Source organism: Pantoea sp. B566, from assembly GCF_024793925.1.
Classification (GTDB): Bacteria; Pseudomonadota; Gammaproteobacteria; order Enterobacterales; family Enterobacteriaceae; genus Pantoea; species Pantoea ananatis.
The window spans coordinates 4,112,174-4,130,929 of sequence record NZ_JANUQL010000003.1 but is presented as its reverse complement, the minus strand read 5'-3'; the positions used below and the strand labels follow the sequence as shown (position 1 = coordinate 4,130,929).

Annotated in this window: 19 protein-coding genes; 5 read left to right on the top strand and 14 right to left on the bottom strand. The window is 53.9% G+C overall.

The features are described from left to right. Position 1: 1 nt before the first annotated feature. The 9 genes from NYE92_RS20910 to NYE92_RS20870 form a co-directional block, all read right to left on the bottom strand. Positions 2-1,018, bottom strand: a complete 1,017-nt coding sequence (locus NYE92_RS20910) for a DUF979 domain-containing protein (RefSeq protein ID WP_014606296.1) — start codon at positions 1,016-1,018, stop codon at positions 2-4. Next, the gene (locus NYE92_RS20905) at positions 1,018-1,746 is read right to left on the bottom strand and encodes a DUF969 domain-containing protein (RefSeq protein ID WP_013025053.1); all 729 of its coding nucleotides are present in this window, start codon (positions 1,744-1,746) and stop codon (positions 1,018-1,020) included. The genes NYE92_RS20910 and NYE92_RS20905 overlap by 1 nt, the downstream gene beginning before the upstream one ends. Before the next feature lie 58 nt (positions 1,747-1,804). Continuing rightward, a complete protein-coding gene (gene pxpA / locus NYE92_RS20900; RefSeq protein ID WP_014606297.1) occupies positions 1,805-2,542 on the bottom strand; it encodes a 5-oxoprolinase subunit PxpA in 738 nt (245 codons plus the stop codon). Next, a complete protein-coding gene (pxpC, locus tag NYE92_RS20895) occupies positions 2,532-3,464 on the bottom strand; it encodes a 5-oxoprolinase subunit PxpC (protein ID WP_014606298.1) in 933 nt (310 codons plus the stop codon). Before pxpC ends, pxpA begins: the two co-directional genes overlap by 11 nt. Beyond that, on the bottom strand, positions 3,458-4,114 hold the full coding sequence (gene pxpB / locus NYE92_RS20890) for a 5-oxoprolinase subunit PxpB (protein ID WP_013025050.1): 657 nt from the start codon (positions 4,112-4,114) through the stop codon (positions 3,458-3,460). Before pxpB ends, pxpC begins: the two co-directional genes overlap by 7 nt. 157 nt (positions 4,115-4,271) lie before the next feature. Next, entirely contained in the window at positions 4,272-5,015 is a 744-nt protein-coding gene (locus NYE92_RS20885; RefSeq protein ID WP_014606299.1) for a type 2 GTP cyclohydrolase I, read from the bottom strand. Positions 5,016-5,032: 17 nt separating this feature from the next. Beyond that, the gene (gene phrB / locus NYE92_RS20880; protein ID WP_019104979.1) at positions 5,033-6,460 is read right to left on the bottom strand and encodes a deoxyribodipyrimidine photo-lyase; all 1,428 of its coding nucleotides are present in this window, start codon (positions 6,458-6,460) and stop codon (positions 5,033-5,035) included. Positions 6,461-6,472: 12 nt separating this feature from the next. After that, positions 6,473-7,432 (bottom strand): 2-thiouracil desulfurase family protein, encoded by a 960-nt coding sequence (locus tag NYE92_RS20875; protein ID WP_013025047.1) that lies wholly within the window; start codon positions 7,430-7,432, stop codon positions 6,473-6,475. A 174-nt stretch (positions 7,433-7,606) separates the two neighbouring features. Next, positions 7,607-7,807, bottom strand: a complete 201-nt coding sequence (locus NYE92_RS20870; protein ID WP_013025046.1) for a DUF2517 family protein — start codon at positions 7,805-7,807, stop codon at positions 7,607-7,609. A 254-nt stretch (positions 7,808-8,061) separates the two neighbouring features. Between NYE92_RS20870 and kdpE the strand changes: the two genes are divergently transcribed. Next, the gene (gene kdpE, locus NYE92_RS20865) at positions 8,062-8,736 is read left to right on the top strand and encodes a two-component system response regulator KdpE (RefSeq protein WP_014606301.1); all 675 of its coding nucleotides are present in this window, start codon (positions 8,062-8,064) and stop codon (positions 8,734-8,736) included. Positions 8,737-8,777: 41 nt separating this feature from the next. On the opposite strand, the gene pgm is transcribed toward kdpE, so the two are convergent. Both pgm and seqA read right to left on the bottom strand, forming a co-directional pair. Beyond that, positions 8,778-10,418 (bottom strand): phosphoglucomutase (alpha-D-glucose-1,6-bisphosphate-dependent), encoded by a 1,641-nt coding sequence (gene pgm, locus NYE92_RS20860; RefSeq protein WP_013025044.1) that lies wholly within the window; start codon positions 10,416-10,418, stop codon positions 8,778-8,780. Between the two features lie 25 nt (positions 10,419-10,443). Continuing rightward, positions 10,444-10,995: a replication initiation negative regulator SeqA gene (gene seqA, locus NYE92_RS20855; RefSeq protein ID WP_019104980.1), complete on the bottom strand. Its 552-nt coding sequence runs from the start codon at positions 10,993-10,995 to the stop codon at positions 10,444-10,446. 252 nt (positions 10,996-11,247) lie between these two features. On the opposite strand from seqA, the gene ybfF reads away from it, so the two are divergent. The 4 genes from ybfF (at position 11,248) to fur (ending at position 13,895) form a co-directional block, all read left to right on the top strand. Beyond that, a complete protein-coding gene (ybfF, locus tag NYE92_RS20850) occupies positions 11,248-12,012 on the top strand; it encodes an esterase (protein WP_015700746.1) in 765 nt (254 codons plus the stop codon). A gap of 166 nt (positions 12,013-12,178) precedes the next feature. Then, positions 12,179-12,463: a LexA regulated protein gene (gene ybfE / locus NYE92_RS20845; protein WP_013025041.1), complete on the top strand. Its 285-nt coding sequence runs from the start codon at positions 12,179-12,181 to the stop codon at positions 12,461-12,463. A gap of 122 nt (positions 12,464-12,585) precedes the next feature. Then, positions 12,586-13,116, top strand: a complete 531-nt coding sequence (gene fldA, locus NYE92_RS20840; RefSeq protein WP_006118431.1) for a flavodoxin FldA — start codon at positions 12,586-12,588, stop codon at positions 13,114-13,116. A 335-nt stretch (positions 13,117-13,451) separates the two neighbouring features. Continuing rightward, on the top strand, positions 13,452-13,895 hold the full coding sequence (gene fur / locus NYE92_RS20835) for a ferric iron uptake transcriptional regulator (protein WP_013025040.1): 444 nt from the start codon (positions 13,452-13,454) through the stop codon (positions 13,893-13,895). Positions 13,896-13,955: 60 nt separating this feature from the next. Here the strand turns inward: fur and NYE92_RS20830 are convergent, their stop codons facing one another. From NYE92_RS20830 to nagE, 3 genes are all read right to left on the bottom strand, one after another. Then, positions 13,956-14,351, bottom strand: coding sequence for a hypothetical protein (locus NYE92_RS20830; protein ID WP_013025039.1), 396 nt, complete (start codon positions 14,349-14,351; stop codon positions 13,956-13,958). 231 nt (positions 14,352-14,582) lie between these two features. Beyond that, positions 14,583-16,250 (bottom strand): glutamine--tRNA ligase, encoded by a 1,668-nt coding sequence (gene glnS, locus NYE92_RS20825; RefSeq protein ID WP_028714941.1) that lies wholly within the window; start codon positions 16,248-16,250, stop codon positions 14,583-14,585. Between the two features lie 151 nt (positions 16,251-16,401). Then, positions 16,402-18,438 (bottom strand): N-acetylglucosamine-specific PTS transporter subunit IIBC, encoded by a 2,037-nt coding sequence (gene nagE, locus NYE92_RS20820; RefSeq protein ID WP_014593180.1) that lies wholly within the window; start codon positions 18,436-18,438, stop codon positions 16,402-16,404. Between the last annotated feature and the right edge of the window lie 318 nt (positions 18,439-18,756).

Sequence of the window (18,756 nt, the reverse complement as noted above, 5' to 3'; positions counted from 1 at the left end):
CTCACAGAAACATCAGGAAATAGAGTAAAAACACGTTAACAATTAACAGTAGCACACCGGTTGGGACCTGAGCTTTGATGACCGCGTTACGATCCGGCAACTCCAGCAGCGCGGCGGGCACGATATTAAAGTTCGCGGCCATTGGTGTCATTAAGGTTCCGCAGTAGCCGGAAAACATGCCGATTGCCGCCATGACAGCCGGATTACCACCATGTTGTAGCACCAGAATGGGAATGCCCACACCGGCGGTAATAATCGGGAAAGCGGCAAAGGCGTTGCCCATGACCATAGTTAACAGCGCCATGCCAACAGCGTAAACGGTCACGGCAATAAAGCGGTTATCGACCGCCAGATAATGTTCGGTCAGATGCGAGATGGCGCCGCCCACGCCCGCAGCGGTGAACAACAGCCCCAGCGTGGCCAGAATTTGCGGTAGCAGGAAAGCCCAGCCCACACAATCCAGCAGACGCCGGGTTTCCTGCATCGACTGAACCGGCTTCTCATGCGTCAGTTTCATGGCGATTAGCCAGCCCAGCAGGCAGCCAACCGTCATGGAAAACAGCGTGACCAGGGTGGAATGATTGCCGGGTCCAAATACCCCGCTCTGCAAACCGGGAATATTATTAAAGGCCAGAACGCCAATCACCGTTACGACAGGAATCGCTAACGCAGGCAGAAAGAGTTTATTTTTAAGGCGTTGTGCGCTGGCCTCTTTTTCCTCTTCGCTACGTTGATGGTAGCGACCAAGCTTTACGCCACCACAGCCGGCAATTAAGCCCATCAGCACAACTGCCACGCCCACGGTAATATGCAGGGTGCGCGTGCCGCTCTGTGTTGATCCCATCAGCTGTGACATCAGCTGCGTTGTCCAGTCCCCCACCAAAAAAATCAGACCGTATAAGCCCCAAAACAGGCCGGTGGTAAAGCGACGTGGGTTCCCGCTGTCACGCCAGGATAAAAAAGCCACAACCAGCAGAATCACGCCAGCCAGCCACATCAAATATTGTTGCTGGAACATTAGCGATCTCCTCTGGCGTTGATGGCCTGGCTGTTGATGGCACTCAGTTCACGCGCGAGCTGACGGTCCAGCCTTATCAGGCGCGCGGAGTGAATCAGAAAAGCCGCAATGGCCGTCGGAATGCCCCACAGCGCGATATGTAGCGGCTCGGTCTGAATACCGGCGGACTCCTGCATAAAGTTGTGCATAAAGATGATGGCGCCAAAGGCGACAAAGATATCTTCGCCAAAGAACAGGCCGACGTTATCCGTCGCAGCGGACATGGCTCGCAGGCGATGGCGAATCTCAGGCGACAGTTCACCGTAACGGCTTTCGCTGGCCCCTTCGGCCATCGGTGCCAGCAGCGGTCGCACCATTTGCGGGTGACCACCCAGGCTGGTCAGCCCCAGCGCCGCAGTGATCTCGCGTACAAACAGGTAGATGATGAGCAGTCGCCCTGCCGTCGCCGTTTTAATCTGTGCGATCCACGTCTGGGCGCGCTGTTTCAGACCATGGCGCTCCAGCAGGCCAATGACCGCCAGCGGCAACAGCAAAATAAGCGGCAGATTGCGGGTATTCAAGAAGCCCTCGCCCAGTTTTTGCAGAATATCGCCCAGCGGCATCATGGCGGCAATCCCGGTGACGAAGCCCGCAACGATCACCACCAGCACCGGATTAAAGCGTAAAACGAAGCCTGCGACGATGGCAGCAATGCCCAGTAGTGGCCAGAGATTCACTACGCTGTCCATATTTTCCCCTTGTGATAGACCAAAAAAAGCCTGAGCTTATCAGCCCGGCGGTGCTGTTTTATTGACTGGTTACAGCAATATTGTTATTCGCGAAGCTGGCACGTAATCGTTGAGCGAACTGCAGCGCGTGTGCGCCGTCACCATGCACGCAGACGGTCTGCGCGTTAACCGCTACCCACTCACCACTTACGCTTTTTACCCGCCCCTGCTGCACCATCATCAACGTCTGATCGATTGCCTGAGCTTCCTCTTCAATTAATGCGCCGGGTTGACCGCGAGGCACCAGAGCACCGCTGCTGAGATAACCGCGATCGGCAAAAACTTCCTCGCGGGTTTTCAGGCCATGGTGCGCCGCCGCACGAATCGATTCGCTGTTCGCCAGCCCCACGACGATCAGTCCGGCATCGACGGCCTTAACGGCACGCGCAATGGTGTCCGCCAGGCCCGCGTCGGCGGCAGCCTGGTTATACAACATCCCATGCGGCTTTACATGGACCAACGATTGCCCTTCGCTCTCCGCCAGGCTTTTCAATGCGCCGACCTGATAGATGATTTGTGCGTAAAGGGTTTCTGGCGGCAGTTGCATGGCGCTGCGGCCAAAGTTTTCACGGTCAGGGAAGCTGGGATGCGCACCAATCGCCACACCAAACGCTTTGGCCCAGCGAACGGACTGCAGCATCATTTCTGCATCGCCCGCGTGAAACCCGCAGGCGATATTGGCGGAGCTTACCAGTTGCAATAGCGCACGATCGCTACTGCCGCCCTCGCCCAAATCGGCGTTTAAATCAATTTTCATTAGCCAGTCCCCATGCCATTTGATCCAGGGCGAGCTGTTGCTGCCGCTTTGCCGCCTGCGCTTCCTGAGTCGTGCAGAGAATAAAATGGATCGGTTCCCCCAGACGGATCTGCGCCAGATGGTAGAGATCGCTCTCTATCACACAGGCGATGCGCGGATAGCCCCCGGTGGTTTGTGCATCCGCCAGCAATACAATGGGTTGTCCGTTTCCCGGCACCTGAATAACGCCGGGTACCAGTCCGTGAGATAACAGCTCGCGTGAGGCCTCACGCTGCAAGGTTGGCCCCTGCAAACGGTAGCCCATGCGGTTGCTTTGCGGATTGAGTGTCCATGCCGCTCGCCACAGCTTTTGCTGTGCCTCTTCACTAAACTCATGATATTCCGGCCCCGGCAGTGCCCTAATGCGATTGCCCCACAGCAACTGCTTTACCCCTTTCTTATGCGTAAAGGGCTGCCCCGGTTTGCCCAGAGGAATACGATCGCCATCCTGCAACGTGCGCCCCTGGAAGCCGCCAAACCCGGCTTTGATATCTGTGCTGCATGAGCCCAGTACCTCTGGGACATCGAATCCTCCCTGTATCGCCAGATAACTGCGCATACCGTGAACCGGTTTCTTTAACACCAGCACCTGGCCTTTTTTAACCGGCAACCGCCAGCCGGTCCAGACGGGTTTCCCGTCCAGTTCGGCCTGACAGCCGGCGCCCGTCAGGGCGAACCAGCCATCGCGTCTGAACTCGGCTTTAAACTGGCCCAGGACAATTTCCAGAACGGCGCTGCCCGGCGGATTACCGACCAGTAAATTTGCCGTGATCATGGCAGGCTGATCCAGAACGCCACTGACGCCGATACCGTACTGACGCCAGCGGTTGCGGCCCAGATCCTGAATGCTGGTGGCCAGCCCCGCCCGAAGAATTGTTAACATATACCTTCCTTTTGCGGCACAAACCGGACTTTGTCGCCGGGTTGCAGCAACGTCGGTGGCTGCTGTTGCGGAGTGAAAAGCGCCACCGGGGTTTGACCAATCAACTGCCAGCCGCCCGGAGAAGCCAGCGGATACACGCCCGTCTGGCTCCCGCCTATTCCCACCGAACCTGCCGGTACGGCTACGCGAGGTTCCGCGCGGCGCGGCATGTGCAGGCGGGGATCAAGCCCGGCCAGATAGGGGAATCCCGGCTGAAAACCAATAAAAAAGACGTCGTACTCGCTACTGCTGTGTAACTCGACCACCTGCTTTGCTGACAGTCCAGCATGATCCGCCACCTGAAGCAGATCGGGGCCTGCTTCACCGCCGTAGATAACCGGCACTTTTACCAGACGAGACCCGGTGGCCTGCGCTTCGCTTTCCAGCCACCACTGCTGAAGCTGCGCTGTGGCCTGCTGCGCGTCAGAGGGCGCCTCCTCCAGCAACAACGTGAGGTTGTTCATGCCGGGAATCACGTCCCGTATCGCGCCATGTGACTGTAAGCGCTCGCTCAACTGCCATATTCGCTGCTGACTGGTGAGGGAAACCGGCGGAGCCAGCTCCAGCACCACCGCGCGTTCGCCCAGCATGTAACATCGTGTTTCTTGCAACGCGCACCTCCCGGTTAAAAAAATGGTTGCGCTCAGGCAGTATGCTGGCGTCCAAAAGCAGGCACTGGTATTGCGGCCTTAAGAAGGTAGTTATGCGAAAGTGACAGAGATGTGTCAATAGATTTGGGTTCTGCCGCGTGATACAGAACCCGGAGGATCAGGCAGGATTGGGAATATCAATAAAGGTCACATCAAGGCCATGCTCTGCTGCCAGCCACTCGCCCAGCGCCTGAATGCCGCAGCGTTCGGTGGCATGATGACCCGCAGCAAAAAAGTGCAGACCCTGCTCACGTGCGCTGTGAATCGTCTGCTCTGACACTTCGCCAGTAATAAAAGCGTCTACCCCAAAGCCAGCCGCAGCGTCGATAAATCCTTGCCCACCGCCGCTGCACCAGGCTACACGACGAATTGCAGCAGGTGCATTATCACCGCAGTGCAGCGGTTGGCGCCCTAATACCTCGGTAATACGCTGTGCCAGCTGCTCACCGGTAATGGGCTGAGCGAACTCGCCCCACGGCACCAGCGGCATGATCTCGCCTACCACATCGATCCCCAACAGCCTGGCCAGTTGCGCATTATTCCCTAACTGCGGGTGCGCATCGAGCGGCAGGTGCCAGCCATAGAGGTTAATATCGTTAGCCAACAGGGTGCGCAGCCGCTGGCGCTTCATCCCTTTAATGACCGCAGGCTCGCTTTTCCAGAAATAACCGTGATGGACCAGCACGGCATCGGCCTGGCGGGCCACCGCTTCATCCAGTAATGCCTGGCAGGCGGTCACGCCCGTAATCACCGTTTTTACCCTGGCGCGGCCTTCAACCTGAAGGCCGTTTGGCGCATAGTCGCTGAAGGCAGCGGTATTGAGCTGCTGGTTGACGATTTTTTCTAACTCGTAGTGATTCATTTCTGCTCCTTGCCGCCTCAGGCCGCGTTCTTCGCGCGCTCAAAGGCGTCGAGTGTCTTTTTACGTGCGTCCTTATGTTCCACGATTGGCGCCGGATAATCGAGTTTCTTGTTATTTTTCTGAGCCCATTGGTGAGGCTGATGGATATCGCTGTCAGGCACCTCTTTCAACTCTGGCAGATAGCGGCGAATAAACTCCCCCTCTTTATCGAAGCGCTCGCCCTGCGTGGTCGGGTTGAAGATGCGGAAATAAGGCGCGGCATCGGTGCCGGTTGACGCCGCCCATTGCCAGCCGCCATTGTTGGCAGCCAGGTCGCCATCGATCAACTGCTGCATGAAGTACCGCTCGCCTTCTCGCCAGTCGATAAGCAGGTCTTTCACCAGAAAGCTGGCGGTAATCATGCGAAGTCGGTTGTGCATCCAGCCGATGGTCTGCATCTGACGCATAGCGGCATCCACAATGGGATAACCGGTTTTCCCCGCCTTCCAGGCGTCGAAGTGCGCGCTGTTACGTTGCCACGCCACGTTGCGTGTCCAGTGAACAAAAGGCTGATGTTTGCACAGGCGCGGATGCGCCACGATGAGGTGACGGTAAAATTCACGCCATATCAGTTCGTTGATCCATACGGCAGCCGGACCGCTATCCAGCGCTTTGGGTTGTTCATGCAGGATTCGATGCAGGCATTGCCGCGGTGAGAGCACGCCGGTAGAGAGATAGACCGATAAACGACTGGTGCTGTCCAGCGCGGGCAAATCGCGCTGCTTTGCGTAATCGAGCACCGCCTGTTTGGCAAACTCACGTAACCGCTTAACGGCCGCCTGTTCACCGGGCGGAAACAGCGACGTGTCGATATCCGCTTTTGGATAATCAAAAGGCGGAAGGCTTTTTGGCTCTTTAAGCGGCGTACCTTCACGGGCTTTGGGAGCCGGCACACACTCGGGTAAACCCTGTTGTAGCCGCCGTAAGAAGGCCTTGCTGAACGGCGTAAACACTTTATACATCTCGCCATCGCCGGTTTGAATACTGCCCGGTGGCAGCAGCAGGCTGTCATCAAAGCCCTGGCAGACTACGTTCGCCTCATGCAGGCGTTTTTCTGCGCTGGCATCCCGTTCACGCTCATTGACTTCGTACTGGTAATTGTAGAAAAGCTTATCGACCTGCTGCTTTTGGCAGAAGCCGACCAGAAAATCGATGCTGGCCGCGAAATCATCACACTGATGAAAGTGAAGCGGAATGCCCCGCTCCGCGAGGGAGGACTGCAGCATATCCAGACTCTGATGAATAAATGCGACCTGGCGGGCCGCCATCTCATGTTGCTGCCACTGCCCGGGCGTTGCGATAAACAGCGCAATCACCCTGGCATCGGGTTGGGTGCAGGCCGCGTGCAGCGCCAGATTATCGTTAATACGCAGGTCGTTTCGCAGCCAGACTAAATGCGTGGTCATAGTACTCCTGAATCATTGTCCGTATCGCAGGCGCAGGGCTTCGGGGTAAGGATCGAAGTAACGCTGCTGCGTCAGCCAGGGGTGCGGATATTCCGCCATATAGTGCTTAAGAATCGTAATGGGTGCTAACAGCGGTTGCGTTCCCTGCCGGTAGCAGTCAATCAGCGACGTCAGCTCTTTACGCTGAGGAGAGCTTAACTGACTACGGAAATAACCCTGAACGTGCATCAAAACGTTAGTGTGATTCGTGCGGGACGCGGGCTGTGACATCAAATCCATCAGTCGGCTGCGGTATTCAAAGGCAAAAGCCTCCAACGATTCCCACTGGTTCATTGAGGCAACAAACGGCCCCAGCTCACGGTATTTCTTCTGGGAATGCGCCAACAGCAGCAGCTTGTAGCGGCTGTGAAAAGCCATCAGGTTGTGACGAGTCAGGCCCTGTTTCCACATCTGATTAAACTCATGCAGGGCACAAATCCGGCCAATAAAATTTTCGCGCAGGGTGGGATCGTTAAGGCGACCATCTTCTTCAAGCGGTAGCCAGGGCATTTCACGCTGCAAAAAGGCGGTAAAAATGCCGGTGCCTGCTTTGCGGTTATTGTTGGTGGCGGGTTCATAAATCCTGACCCGTTCCATGCCGCAGCTGGGTGATTTTGCGCACAGGATGTAGCCACAGAGATGATGAAGGGATTTAACGCGGTTTTCGGACCAGTCGCGCATTTTATCGGTGATGTCCTCTCCGCCCTCTTTGCTGAAGCACAGGTGCAGAGCGTCATCATCGCCCATTTTAACGAGGCGTAAGGCCGGGCGAGGCGTAGGAAGGCCAATCGCCATTTCGGGGCAGACAGGTTCAAAACGTACAAAAGGGGTGAGTTGATCAGTAGCGAAAGCCAGGCGCTTATGGCCGCCATCAAATCTGACGCTCTCACCAAGCAGACAAGCGCTGATTCCAACCGGAATTTTCTCACTCATACTTGTACAACCTCCGAAAACTTGTAGAGGTTTAAGTGTAGCGCAAAATAGTGGGGAAATCAGCCTGCGGGGCTTTGCAGATGACGATAATGCTCAAAAAAAGCCCGTTCCCCGTAATAAGATTCAGGGAACGGGCCAGAAATTCAGGGGCTGAGGCGTTTTAATGCAGTCTGATTACCAAAAGACACCGGCAGCGGCTTCAGACTGTGCCAGCCAGACCGGCTTGGTGCTAGTTTTGCACCACATACGATGCAGATAGCTGTAAAAGCGGGCACGATCCTTGCGAAACAGCATGACCGGCAGAGCCAGCAGGCCCAACAGGATAACCAGCGTACGGCGCAAAATGATTTTATGACGAGAATAAGTCCGGTACATGGATTCCTCCTGACGAAAAGTCGGTTAAATGTGATCTGCGTCCAATATTACGCCTGATTGTGTAATTTTACTACTCATCTGACCACTAAATTTGACGCTTTTTTGCACTGTTAATGACAATCTGAAAATTAGTTACATTTTGGTTAAATAATGGTTTTGACGATGATCTTTAGCGCGATTCGATGGCAACACGGACGAAAGGCTGAAAAGTTGATACAGTGTGTTTTCCCTTTTCAGGCAATGGCAGGATTGGCGTGACCACGGTTTTAATCATTGAAGATGAGAAAGAAATTCGCCGCTTCGTGCGCATCGCGTTGGAAAGCGAAGGCCTGAAGGTTTTCGATGCCGAAACGCTACAACGTGGGTTGATTGAGGCGGCGACGCGAAAACCCGATCTGGTCATTCTCGATCTCGGCCTGCCCGATGGCGATGGCAAAACCTTTATTGGCGAGCTGCGTCAGTGGAGCACGCTGCCCGTGATTGTGCTGTCGGCCCGAATCGACGAACAGGATAAAATTGACGCGCTGGATGCAGGGGCCGACGACTACCTGACGAAACCCTTCGGTATTGGTGAACTGCTGGCACGCGTTCGCGTCGCCTTGCGCCGTCATGCCGGACAACATACCGATCCCAAGGTCAGCTTCGCCGACGTTACCGTGGATATTGCGGCCCGCAGAGTGCTGCGCGCTGGCGAGGAAGTGCACCTTACGCCGATAGAGTTTCGTTTGCTGACGACGCTGCTGAACAACGCGGGCAAAGTGCTGACCCAGCGGCAGCTGTTGAGCCAGGTGTGGGGACCAAACGCCGTTGAACACAGCCACTATCTGCGGATCTATATGGGGCACCTGCGGCAAAAGCTGGAGGCGAATCCTACCCAGCCGGTACATCTGCTCACGGAAACCGGCATCGGCTACCGGTTTATGCCATAAAAAAAGCGCCACTTAGGCGCTTTTTTCATTTAACAGGCAAATCAGGCGTTTTTCAGCACTTCGCTGACAATCTCTACCGCTTCTTTTTCTATCTGCGCGCGGTGTTCTGCGCCCAGGAAACTTTCACAATAGATTTTGTATGCATCTTCGGTGCCTGAAGGACGGGCAGCAAACCAGCCGTTTTCCGTCATCACTTTCAGGCCGCCGATAGACGCGCCATTGCCCGGCGCAGCGGTCAGACGCGCGGTGATCGGATCGCCCGCCAGCGTGTCAGCACTCACCATTTCAGGTGACAGCTTAGACAGCGCCGCTTTCTGTGCGGAACTGGCTGACGCCTGCAGGCGATTGTAGCTGGGTGCACCAAAACGCGCGGCCAGCTCATCATAGTGCTCCTGCGGGTTCTTGCCGGTGACCGCGGTAATCTCCGCTGCCAGCAGACACATGATGATCCCGTCTTTATCGGTGGACCAAGGCGTACCGTCAAAGCGCAGGAATGAAGCGCCCGCACTCTCTTCCCCACCGAAGCCAAAACTGCCGTCGAACAGGCCATCCACGAACCACTTAAAGCCCACCGGCACTTCCACCAGCTTGCGGCCGATGTCGTTAACGACGCGGTCAATCATGGCACTGGACACCAGGGTTTTCCCCACGGCAACGTCTTTGCCCCATTGTGGACGATGCTGGAACAGATAGTTGATAGCAACGGCCAGATAGTGGTTCGGGTTCATCAGGCCGGCAGGCGTGACGATACCGTGGCGGTCATAATCGGGATCGTTGCCAAACGCCAGGTCAAATTTGTCCTTATAGGCCAGCAGGCCCGCCATGGCAGATTCGGACGAGCAGTCCATGCGCACCACGCCGTCTTTATCCAGATGCATAAAGCGGAACGTCTGATCAACGGCGTCATTCACCAGGGTCAGATCGAGTTTGTAGTGCTCAGCAATGCGCTGCCAGTAAGCGATGCCGGAACCGCCAAGCGGATCGACGCCGATTTTCAGGCCCGCTTTTTGAATCGCCGGGAAATCGATGATCTGTGAAAGGCCTTCAACATAAGGCTGGATCAAATCTTTCTCAACCACGTGACCGCTGGCCCAGGCCTGGTCCAGTGGCAGACGCTTCACGCCTTTCAGGCCCTCTTTCAACAGCTGATTCGCGCGATCTTCAACCACTTTGGTGACGTTGGTATCGGCAGGGCCACCGTTCGGCGGATTGTATTTAATCCCGCCGTCTTCAGGTGGGTTGTGCGAAGGCGTAATAACGATGCCATCCGCCAGCTGATCGCCCGATTTATTGTGCTCAAGGATGGCGTTTGAAATCGCCGGCGTTGGCGTATAGCCATTGTCCTGTTGAACAATCACGTCAACGCCGTTTGCGGCCAGCACTTCCAGCACGGACAACAGCGCAGGTTCAGAAAGCGCATGCGTATCTTTACCTACGTAGCACGGACCGGTAATCCCGTTCTTTTTACGCTCTTCGGCAATCGCCTGAGCTATCGCCAGGATGTGCTTTTCGTTAAAGCTGTGGCGTCCTGCGCTACCGCGATGGCCTGATGTGCCAAATTTCACCGCATGTTCTGGGTTAGCCACATCGGGCTGCAGGACATAATATTGTGAAGTTAATTGTGCAACGTTAATCAAATCGCTCTGCTGGGCAGGCTGCCCGGCACGGGGGTGATTGGCCATTGGCGCTTCTCCCTGACGCTTCAGTTTAAATGGTGCCGCAAACTTTCTCTGCCAGTTCCGACGGGAACTGCATCGACAGCATAATGTGTTCAACCATGCTGCGTTTGCGACCGGTATTGGTATTGGTAATAACCCAGTACGGCGTGCCGGGAACGTGCTTCGGCTTGGTATGGGTACCGCTTTGCAGCAACGTATGTTCATCGCCCGCGAAATAGATGCGCGTGCGGCCCTGCAGCGACGTTGTCGCCTCGGCAAACGCTGCGGTATCCAGACGATAGAGCGTTGACAAGATTAGCATAAAGCGGTTAACCGCCCGCTTCTGCTCCGCATATTCATCCGACAGCATTAGCTCACGCACCGCGCGAACACGATCCTGAGGACGCGATTCATTACCTGCCGACGGTGCCGCTTTAGACGGGGCCGGTGCGGAGACGGGCTGCGTGTCATTGACCGCCGCGGGCTGACCGGCAGTGAACTTCAACATACGGCGCAGAATATCGGATGCACTTTCGCCAATGTGTTGCGTGTGGCTGGCAATATAACGGTAGAGCTCTTCGTCAACTTCGATCGTTTTCATCTTATTCCGTACGGTTTTTTTACTCACGACAGAACCCGCGATTTTCTGAATACCCCGAGCTGCTGATCGGCATTTCAAAAAGGAGGCAGGTTCTAACATGAAGATTATAAAGTTAAATTCAGACAGGCTGATAGCATTCAAACGGTTTATGGGCAAAAGTCAGAATATGTCCTAATGCCGCCGGAAGCAGCGCGCCTGAAAAGGTGAAACCATGATAACCTAAGCTCAGGTCTCACACTTAAGAACTTTGCTATGATTTTGAATGCGCGCCTGCAAACTGAACAATCTTCTTCTGATTCCACACCTGTCCTGCTGATTCATGGTCTGTTTGGCAGTCTTGATAACCTTGGCATTCTGGCCCGAGGGCTTAAAGACGATCGACCGCTTATTCAGGTTGATGTGCGCAACCACGGGCTATCGCCGCGCGCAGACGAGATGAACTACAGGGTGATGGCTCAGGACATGCTGGATACGCTGGATGCTCAGGGGATTGAGCGGATCGCGGTCATTGGTCATTCCATGGGCGGTAAGATCGCCATGACAATGAGCGCGCTGGCACCAGAACGTATCGAACAGATGGTGATGATCGACATCGCGCCCGTTGACTATCAGACACGTCGGCATGACGAGATTTTCGCCGCTATCCGGGCCGTCACGGCCGCTGGCGTCACCTCGCGCACTGAAGCCGCAGAGATCATGCGCAACCACATTGATGAGGACGGCGTCATTCAGTTCATCCTGAAATCATTCAGTCAGGGCGAATGGCGCTTTAATGTCCCGGTGTTATGGGACAACTATGCGCTGATCTCCGGCTGGCAGGAGGTGCCTGCCTGGCCACATCCCGCGCTGTTTATTCGCGGTGGCGACTCACCTTATCTGGATAATCAGTATCGTGACGCGTTACTCAGGCAGTTCCCGGCCGCGCATGCACATGTGATCGGCGGTGCTGGTCACTGGGTCCATGCTGAAAAACCTGATGCCGTTTTACGCAGTATTCGACGCTTTTTTGCGCTTTAAAACATCTTAACTGGCTGTAAAAGTTTAAGATTGGCGTCCGCGGTTAGCCTGGAGTATGATGGCGCGCTAAATTTTTGCCGTGGGCGCGGTTGCCCGCGGGAAGAGTCAATACTTTAATCTGCGCAGCGGAAACGTCTCGTTCGCGCCCACTCAGTTGTACTAAGTCATGGCAAAAGAACACACTGACCGTACGACGCTCGATCTGTTCGCTAACGAGCGTCGCCCGGGTCGCCCAAAAACCAGTCCGCTTACGCGTGATGAACAACTGCGTATCAACAAACGCAATCAACTGAAACGCGACAAAGGGCGCGGACTTCGTCGTGTCGAACTCAAAATGAACAGTGAAGCCGTTGAAGCGCTGAATATGCTGGCTGAGCAGCGCAATCTCAGCCGCAGCGAATTAATTGAACAAATGCTGCTGGCACAACTCAAACTGGACTCACGCGGGTAAACCGCACACAGAAACAAATGTCGCGGCTTTACACATTCCGCCCTTTTGCACGGTCTGCTATCATTTGCTGAACAGGCTCCGGCATTCATTCTATCATCAGGATTTAAGAGGTTATTTTACCCATGGCAATCGTAGGCATCTTCTTTGGCAGCGATACCGGTAACACCGAAAACATTGCAAAAATGATCCAGAAACAACTGGGTAAAGACGTTGCAGAAGTTCACGACATCGCGAAAAGCACTAAAGAAGACTTAGAAGCCTTTGACATTCTGCTGCTGGGCATCCCCACCTGGTATTACGGTGAAGCCCAGTGCGACTGGGATGACTTCTTCCCGACGCTGGAAGAGATCGACTTTAACGGCAAGCTGGTTGCGCTGTTTGGCTGTGGCGATCAGGAAGATTACGCAGAGTACTTCTGTGATGCCATGGGAACCATTCGTGACATCATCGAACCTAACGGCGCCATCATCGTGGGCCACTGGCCGACCGAGGGTTACCACTTCGAAGCGTCAAAAGGCCTGGCTGATGACAACCACTTCCTGGGTCTGGCTATTGATGAAGATCGCCAGCCAGAGCTGACCAACGAACGCGTTGATAAATGGGTTAAGCAAATTTTTGATGAGCTGCAGCTCAAAGAAATCATTGAAGCCTGATCGCGCTGAGCTCAGTGTGGACGCAGGTTCACACTGGGCAAACGGCTTTTCCTATAAAAATAATAGCTACATTTTTGTAACTTTCCCCATTTAATCTGTAGAATACCCGCATCGATCATCTGCTTATTTCCCTGGAACTGAGATGACAAAACGCGAAATGCGACTCGTCCGCTTTCCATGCCATGCGTAGCGAACATCGCCGCTGGCGCATCGCAAGGACATCGGTTTTCATTTCAGCGCATCAGTTCTATAATGAGACGCAAATGATAATGGCGGTCGATCGACATACAGGCTACGTGCCACAAGAGTGACTAAAGTAACAGGACAATATCCGCATGACTGACAACAATACCGCATTAAAGAAGGCTGGCCTGAAAGTCACATTGCCCAGACTCAAAATTCTGGAAGTGCTTCAGGAACCTGCATGCCATCACGTCAGCGCGGAAGATCTGTATAAACGCCTGATCGACATGGGCGAAGAGATTGGACTGGCCACGGTCTACCGTGTGCTTAACCAGTTCGACGATGCAGGCATCGTGACCCGCCACAACTTTGAAGGCGGTAAATCGGTGTTTGAGCTGACGCAGCAGCACCATCACGACCACCTGATCTGTCTGGATTGCGGTAAAGTGATTGAATTTAGTGACGAATCCATTGAGACGCGTCAACGTGAGATCGCGACCCGTCATGGTATTAAGCTCACCAACCACAGCCTGTACCTGTACGGTCACTGTGCACTGGGCGACTGCCGTGAAGACGAAACGCTGCACGACAAATAAGCGCTTTCGGGTACAAAGTAAAAAAGCCGATGTTCACATCGGCTTTTTTATTGCTGTCGCTCAGGTCACGAGCGTTTCCTGCAGGTAGCGCCAGCGTGGAACAGAGGTGGTGCAGTCCAGAATCGCCAGCGAAATACGGCTTTTATTTTCACCATTCATCATCTGCAGTTCGCGATACTGAATCGTCACTTCGTTCGCATGCTCAGAAAGAATTACATGCTCACTGGTCGCAATGCGCATCCCTTCCCTTGCCCCCTGCAGTCGTCGAAAAAGATCTTCAACCTGATCCAGATTCAGCTGTTTTCCCTGCGGCGTGACCATCTTAAAATCGGGATGAAAGTGCGAGAGCAGCAGATGAAAACTGTCGCCACCATCCCGACCATGATTAAAAATATGTTCAATAAGCTGATGTAACACGACAACGCTATGTTTGGCTTCCTGTGCAAAAAGTGTCATTTTTTCCTTTTAAACCCACAAACTGATACTTCAGAGGGTTAGCCTACCTGAAAAAAAAGAATTAACACTGGGAAATTTATTAAAAAAATTAAACTGAGAGCGGTTCCACAAAAATAAAATTAATACTCTGACTCTGCTCAGGAGAAACGTCGGTATTAAAAAAAATCGCTGCAATAAAAAAGGGCGATAAGTCGCCCTTTCGATTACCCTGCGGTCAACATCACAGAGAAATTATTCGCCGATTTTCGCCCAGGTATCGCGTAAACCTACCGTGCGGTTAAACACTAACTGTGAAGGGGTTGAATAAACGCTGTCGGCACAGAAGTAGCCTTCGCGCTCAAACTGGTAAGGCGCGCTGACCACCGCATCACGCAGGCCGGGTTCAACGAAGCCCTGTTTGACTTCCAGCGAGTCGGGATTAATCGTGGTCAGGAAATCGTCTGCCGCGCCAGGATTGGGTACGCTAAACAGGCGATCGTAAAGACGGAACTCAGCGGGCAGCGCATGTTCAGCGGACACCCAGTGAATCACGCCTTTAACTTTACGGCCGTCAGCAGGATCTTTGCTCAGCGTATCCACATCACAGGTGCAGTAGATGCAGGTGATATTGCCTTCTTCATCTTTCGCGATGCGCTCGGCTCGGATCACGTACGCATTACGCAGGCGCACCTCTTTACCCAGCACCAGGCGTTTATACTGCTTGTTAGCTTCTTCACGGAAATCGGCCCGATCGATCCAGATTTCGCGGCTGAACGGCACGTCGCGCGTCCCCATCTCCGGTTTGTTAGGATGGTTCGGCATGCTAAGCACTTCGTTATGGCCTGCCGGCAGGTTTTCCAGCACCAGCTTAACCGGATCCAACACCGCCATCGCGCGTGGCGCATTTTCGTTGAGATCGTCGCGGATACAAGACTCCAGCGAGGCCATTTCAACAATGTTGTCCTGCTTGGTGATACCAATACGCCGGCAAAACTCACGGATTGAGGCCGCGGTATAACCACGGCGACGCAGGCCGGACACGGTTAACATACGGGGATCGTCCCAGCCTTCCACATGCTTCTCACTGACCAGCTGCGTGAGTTTGCGTTTTGACATCACCGCATATTCAAGATTCAGGCGCGAAAATTCGTACTGACGTGGATGAACCGGAATCGTGATGTTGTCCAGCACCCAGTCATACAGACGGCGGTTATCCTGGAACTCCAGTGTACAGAGTGAATGCGTAATGCCTTCCAGCGCATCGGAAATGCAGTGGGTAAAATCGTACATCGGGTAGATGCACCATTTGTTGCCGGTTTGATGATGCTCAGCAAACTTAATGCGGTACAGCACCGGGTCGCGCATAACGATAAAGCTGGAAGCCATATCAATTTTTGCACGCAGACAGGCTTTACCTTCTGCAAATTCACCGTTGCGCATTTTTTCAAACAGGGCAAGGTTCTCTTCCACGCTGCGATCGCGGTATGGGCTGTTTTTACCCGGCGCGGTTAACGTTCCCCGGTATTCACGAATTTCTTCAGGGGTCAGTTCATCAACATAGGCAAGTCCCTTTCCGATCAGTTCAACCGCATACTGGTAAAGCTGATCAAAATAGTCAGATGAATAACGAACGTCGCCACTCCACGAAAAACCCAACCACTGCACATCACGCTTGATGGACTCAACAAATTCCATATCCTCTTTAACCGGATTGGTATCGTCAAAACGCAGATTGCACTCGCCCTGATAGTCTTGTGCAATACCAAAATTCAGGCAGATTGATTTAGCATGACCGATGTGCAGATAACCATTTGGCTCTGGCGGGAAACGGGTATGCACACTGCTGTGCTTCCCGCTCGCCAAATCCTCGTCAATAATCTGACGAATAAAGTTAGTTGGGCGGGCTTCAGCCTCACTCATCTCAAAATCCTCAACGCGTAGAAAGGGTGGTTTATACCACGTAATATCCGGGTATGATCCACAAAGCGTTGCAGAGAAACAACCGTTTGTTGGGCGTTTAAAATAAAAAAGGCAGGAATCGCTTCCTGCCTTTTGTTGTTGATACAGCGAATTAGCCTTTAATTTCATACAGCGGGGTTTCACCCGCGATCACCTGGCCCTGCGTCAACAGCGTTAATCCTGCGAAGTCTTCAATATTGCTGACCACCACCGGACTTATCATCGAGCGGGCATGGGCGTTGAGATAGTCAAGATCCATCTCCAGCACCGGCTGACCTGCCGTGACCTGAGCGCCCTCTTCCACTAAACGGGTAAAGCCCTGACCGCCCAGCGCCACGGTATCCAGCCCCATGTGCACCACGATCTCCACCCCGTTTTCACTTTCCAGGCAGAACGCATGGTTAGTGTTAAAGATTTTCACCACTGTGCCCGCAATGGGGGCCACAACGCGCTTGTCGCTGGGTTTGATTGCCACACCGTCGCCGACCGCTTTACTGGCAAAAGCCTCATCCGGTACGGCATCCAGCGGCACAATTTCACCGCTTACGGGCGCCACTAAGGTCGCGATAACGCGTTTTTCACTGTTTAACACAGCCTGAGGTTTCACGTCGCTGGCCGCAGCGGGTGCGCTGGCGGTGCTGGCGGTAGCGGCTGCAACCGGGCCTTTCACCAACACTTTTTTCATGGCCATGGCGATACTTTCAGCCTGTGTGCCGACGATTATCTGAACGCTCTGCTTGTTCAGGCGGATCACACCTGAGGCACCCAGGCGTTTCGCCACGCCTTCATTAACCTGCCCGGCATCCTTCACATTCAGACGCAGACGCGTAATGCAGGCATCGATCGCGGTTAAGTTGTCTGAACCGCCCACCGCGCCAATGTAACGACGCGCCAGAGATTCGGTCGCGCTCTCACCATTGTCGGTAGTATCCACATTCACGTCATAGCCATCGGTTTCATCGCCAGCAACCGCCAGCTCACGGCCCGGCGTCATCAGGTTGAATTTTTTGATGGTGAAACGGAACACAACATAGTAGATAACGAAGAACACCAGCCCTTGCGGAATCAGCATGTACCAGTGCGTCGCCAGGGGATTGCGGGATGAGAGCACCATGTCCACCAGCCCCGCGCTGAAACCAAAGCCGGCAATCCAATGCATGCTGGCAGCAATAAACACAGACAGACCGGTCAACACAGCATGGATGACATAGAGTACCGGTGCCACGAACATAAAGGAAAATTCCAGTGGTTCGGTAATGCCGGTAAAGAAGGCTGCAAAAGCCGCCGCCAACATGATCCCGCCGACCTTCGCCCGATTTTCAGGACGAGCACAATGGTAAATCGCCAGCGCTGCGCCGGGTAAACCGAACATCATGATAGGGAAGAAGCCCGCCTGATAACGGCCCGTGATGCCCGGAATAGCGGTGCCATTCGCCAGCGACTGCGCACCGCCGAGGAATTTAGGAATGTCGTTGATGCCCGCGACGTCGAACCAGAACACGGAGTTCAGCGCATGATGTAAGCCTACCGGAATAAGCAATCGGTTGAAGAAGGCATAGACGCCAGCCCCTACCGATCCCAGCTTCTGGATATGCTCACCAAAGCTCACCAGACCATTAAAGATGACTGGCCAGATATACATCAGGATGAACGCGACCAGAATCATCAGGAACGAGACCAGAATCGGGACCAGACGACGGCCGCTGAAGAAAGAGAACGCTTTGGGCAGTTCAACATGGCTGAAGCGGTTGTAGACTTCGGCTGACAGAACCCCAACCAGAATACCGACAAACTGATTGCTGATTTTCCCAAAGGCCGCAGGGACGTCAGCCACCGGTATTTTCTGAATCATCGCCACGGCGGCAGGCGAACACAACGTCGTCACGACCAGGAAACCAACAAAGCCGGTGAGTGCGGCCGCGCCGTCTTTATCTTTTGACATACCGTACGCCACGCCAATCGCGAACAGCACTGACATGTTTTCAATGATCGCGCCACCGGATTTAATCAGCAGGGCGGCAAAGGCATTGCCCGCGCCCCAGCTGTCCGGATCGATCCAGTAGCCGATCCCCATAAGTATTGCTGCAGCAGGCAAAGTGGCGACCGGCACCATCAGCGCCCGTCCCACTCGTTGTAAATAACTTAACATTGACCCTTCCCCCTATGAACTGACTCTGTAGCTATGCTGCCGCTTAATGTTGTTATGTCAGCAGCAAGCCTCTAACGGCATTACACTCAATGCTGAGGAGTGTAATAACAATTTAATTCGCTTCACAAATTAATAGCTACTATCTGTGACAATTATCACCATAAATCGATTTTTAAGGTCACTCTCACTGGCTATAAAGGCAAACTTATTTTATGATGCGAAATATCAAGATGTGCGCTTTCTAACACCCTTTGCGCCTGCCACTTCAGGCCTGACCCGCGTATTAGCTGCACGTCTGACCGTTAACTCACATTCGAG

What these genes read in the sequence shown, in the direction of transcription:
- ybfE (WP_013025041.1), top strand. Translation starts at nt 12,179, where the DNA reads ATGGCAAAAGAACACACTGACCGTACGACGCTCGATCTGTTCGCTAAC.
- NYE92_RS20885 (WP_014606299.1), bottom strand. Translation starts at nt 5,015, where the DNA reads ATGAATCACTACGAGTTAGAAAAAATCGTCAACCAGCAGCTCAATACC.
- nagE (WP_014593180.1), bottom strand. Translation starts at nt 18,438, where the DNA reads ATGTTAAGTTATTTACAACGAGTGGGACGGGCGCTGATGGTGCCGGTC.
- pgm (WP_013025044.1), bottom strand. Translation starts at nt 10,418, where the DNA reads ATGGCCAATCACCCCCGTGCCGGGCAGCCTGCCCAGCAGAGCGATTTG.
- phrB (WP_019104979.1), bottom strand. Translation starts at nt 6,460, where the DNA reads ATGACCACGCATTTAGTCTGGCTGCGAAACGACCTGCGTATTAACGAT.
- NYE92_RS20905 (WP_013025053.1), bottom strand. Translation starts at nt 1,746, where the DNA reads ATGGACAGCGTAGTGAATCTCTGGCCACTACTGGGCATTGCTGCCATC.
- fur (WP_013025040.1), top strand. Translation starts at nt 13,452, where the DNA reads ATGACTGACAACAATACCGCATTAAAGAAGGCTGGCCTGAAAGTCACA.
- fldA (WP_006118431.1), top strand. Translation starts at nt 12,586, where the DNA reads ATGGCAATCGTAGGCATCTTCTTTGGCAGCGATACCGGTAACACCGAA.
- seqA (WP_019104980.1), bottom strand. Translation starts at nt 10,995, where the DNA reads ATGAAAACGATCGAAGTTGACGAAGAGCTCTACCGTTATATTGCCAGC.
- NYE92_RS20910 (WP_014606296.1), bottom strand. Translation starts at nt 1,018, where the DNA reads ATGTTCCAGCAACAATATTTGATGTGGCTGGCTGGCGTGATTCTGCTG.
- NYE92_RS20875 (WP_013025047.1), bottom strand. Translation starts at nt 7,432, where the DNA reads ATGAGTGAGAAAATTCCGGTTGGAATCAGCGCTTGTCTGCTTGGTGAG.
- ybfF (WP_015700746.1), top strand. Translation starts at nt 11,248, where the DNA reads ATGATTTTGAATGCGCGCCTGCAAACTGAACAATCTTCTTCTGATTCC.
- glnS (WP_028714941.1), bottom strand. Translation starts at nt 16,250, where the DNA reads ATGAGTGAGGCTGAAGCCCGCCCAACTAACTTTATTCGTCAGATTATT.
- NYE92_RS20830 (WP_013025039.1), bottom strand. Translation starts at nt 14,351, where the DNA reads ATGACACTTTTTGCACAGGAAGCCAAACATAGCGTTGTCGTGTTACAT.
- pxpA (WP_014606297.1), bottom strand. Translation starts at nt 2,542, where the DNA reads ATGAAAATTGATTTAAACGCCGATTTGGGCGAGGGCGGCAGTAGCGAT.
- NYE92_RS20870 (WP_013025046.1), bottom strand. Translation starts at nt 7,807, where the DNA reads ATGTACCGGACTTATTCTCGTCATAAAATCATTTTGCGCCGTACGCTG.
- pxpC (WP_014606298.1), bottom strand. Translation starts at nt 3,464, where the DNA reads ATGTTAACAATTCTTCGGGCGGGGCTGGCCACCAGCATTCAGGATCTG.